Below are 2,526 nucleotides of genomic sequence, written 5' to 3' on the forward strand. Positions count from 1 at the left end.
AAACGCTGCAGGCGTTCCGCCCACGCGGCAGGCGGGCGCCCGGCGCGGACCGATTCACGCCCGCCGGACCCCGTCGGCTAAGATGACGGGGTTGCCTCGGCGAGGGGTGCTCGACGCCCGTGATCGACAAGGTGTGTCCTCCCTTGCTGAGCCCGCAGTTTTCGCATTTCAGCAGCAAGGTTGAGGAGGAACCGGTTCATGGCCGGCAACGAGATCAAGATCAGCGCCGAAGCTCGCACGGAGTTCGGCAAGGGCGCGGCGCGTCGCATTCGCCGCGCCGACAAGGTACCGGCCGTCATCTACGGCCACGGCACCGACCCCGTCCACATCACGCTCCCGGGTCACGAGACGCTCCTCGCGCTCCGCACGGCGAACGCGCTGTTGTCGATCGAGGTCGACGGCGGCGCCGCGCAGCTCGCGCTGCCCAAGCAGGTGCAGCGCGACCCGATCAAGGGGTTCGTCGAGCACGTCGATCTGGTGACGGTCCGCCGGGGCGAGAAGGTCACGGTCGAGGTGCCGATCGTCGTCGTGGGCGAAGAGGTCCCCGACCAGATCACGAACGTCGACGCCCAGGTCATCGCGCTCGAGGTCGAGGCCACCGACATCCCGCAGCACATCGAGGTCGACATCACCGGCCTCGAGATCGGCGACCAGATCCTCGCGCAGGATCTCAAGCTGCCCGAGGGTGCCTCGCTGGGCGTCGAGTCCGAGCAGCTCATCCTCTCCATCACGCAGGCGCGTGAAGAGGAGCCCGAGCCCGAGGAGGGCGAAGACGCCGAGGGCGAGGGGGCCGAAGAGGGCGCCGAGGACGCCGAGGACGACTCCGACGAGGAGAAGTAGTCGGTGTCAGCCTGGCTGGTGGTCGGGCTCGGCAACCCGGGCCCGACCTACGCCAACACCCGACACAACGTCGGGTTCATGGTGGCGGACGAGCTGGCGCGTCGCGCGTCCGGCTCGTTCGCCGCACCCCGGGGCCTGCGGGCCGAGGTCTGCGAGACCCGGCTCGCGGCGTCCGGCATGGGGGGCGTCGGCGCCGACGCCCAGCGCGTCGTCCTGGTGAAGCCGCGCACGTTCATGAACGACTCCGGCCTCGCGGTCGGCAAGGCGTCCGCGTTCTACAAGATCGCGCCCGAGCACATCGTCGTCGTCCACGATGAGCTCGACCTCGACCTCGGCCAACTCCGCCTGAAGCGCGGCGGCGGCGACAACGGCCACAACGGCCTCAAGTCCATCAGGGCCGCGCTCGGCACGGGCGACTACTACCGCGTCCGCTTCGGCATCGGACGCCCACCCGGCCGGCAAGAGCCGGCCGACTACGTGCTTCGGCCGATTTCGGCGTCGGTTCGGCCCGACGTCGAGATCGAGGCCTCCCGCGCCGCGGACGCCGTGGAGGCCCTGCTGAGCGACGGCCTCGCCGACGCCCAGAACCGGTTCAACTCCTGACGCCGGCCGCCGCGACCGCGACGACCACCGCGAACGCCAGGCACGCCACCAGCACCACGACGCCGATCGCCGCGGCGATCGCGGCCAGCGGACGCCTCTTCGCCGGCCACCACGGCAGCGACTTCCACCGGACGCCCGCCGCGACCGCCGCGCCGGCCACGAGCCCGGCCGCGGCCCCGAACATCCAGGCGGGGACCATGTCCCACGACGCGGCCACCCACCACAGCGCGAGTGTCCCGAGGGCCCAGCCGCCGCGTCCGACGAGCTTCAGCCGGTGGCGTCCGCGCACCGACGACCACGCGAACAGCAGCGCGGCGAGCGCTGCGACGAGGGCGAACGGCGCCGAGTACGGCACGCTGCCGGGCAGCGTCGGCGGCATCGCGTCGCTGCCGAGCAGCCGGAACGCCGCGAACGTCGGGTCCTGAGCCGTGTTCGACAGCATGATCGCGGCGCGGTGGGCGTCCCGGTCGAGGAGCAGGACCGTCCGGAAGCCGCCCGTGCCGCCGTTGTGCCAGGCCCACGGGTGGCCGCCGGCGTCGAGGGTGATCCACGCCAGGCCGATCCGCATCGGCGGGAGGCCGCCGACCTCGGCGTCCCAGCGGGGCGTCAGGGCGTCCGCGCCGGGGATCCGCCCGTCCAGGATCGCCCGCGCGTACGTCTCCAGATCGGCGGTCGTCGTCGTGACGCCGAGCCCGGCGGGCGCGTAGCCGCCCGCCCCGGTCCACGGCTGTTCGCGCACCCCGCCGGGCGAATGCGCCACGACCAGGTCGGACGCCGGCGTGTTCGCCGGGGCGACCTGCGTCGCCGTCATGCCGAGCGGCTCCCAGAGCCGCTGCCGCACATACGTCGGCCAATCCCGGACGCCTCCGGCGCGGGCCAGCGCGTGCCCCAGCAGCGCGGCCCCGAGGTTGGAGTAGTGGAACGCGCCGCGCCCCACCAGCTCGACGCCCTTCGTCGCCGCGATGACGCTCTCCGGCGTCGAGTCCGTGTACTCCCGCGGCGTCGTCCCGGCGTACTGCGAGGGCAGGAGGTCGGCGTAGTCCTGCCGCGCGATGGGGGGCAGGCCGCCGCGGTGGCTCACCA

At 73.0% G+C, this 2,526-nt stretch carries 3 protein-coding genes; 2 read left to right on the top strand and 1 reads right to left on the bottom strand.

What is annotated here, in order from left to right; all coding sequences use genetic code 11:
* Positions 1–198: 198 nt before the first annotated feature.
* Both WMJ97_RS14925 and pth read left to right on the top strand, forming a co-directional pair.
* Entirely contained in the window at positions 199–840 is a 642-nt protein-coding gene (locus WMJ97_RS14925) for a 50S ribosomal protein L25/general stress protein Ctc (protein WP_347349795.1), read from the top strand.
* Positions 841–843: 3 nt separating this feature from the next.
* A complete protein-coding gene (gene pth / locus WMJ97_RS14930; RefSeq protein WP_347349796.1) occupies positions 844–1,443 on the top strand; it encodes an aminoacyl-tRNA hydrolase in 600 nt (199 codons plus the stop codon).
* Here pth and WMJ97_RS14935 read toward each other — a convergent pair.
* On the bottom strand, positions 1,433–2,526 hold a 1,094-nt coding region (locus tag WMJ97_RS14935), incomplete at its 5' end, for a serine hydrolase domain-containing protein (protein WP_347349797.1). The genes pth and WMJ97_RS14935 overlap by 11 nt on opposite strands.

This window comes from Nigerium sp. (genome assembly GCF_039811905.1).
Classification (GTDB): Bacteria; Actinomycetota; Actinomycetes; order Propionibacteriales; family Propionibacteriaceae; genus Propioniciclava.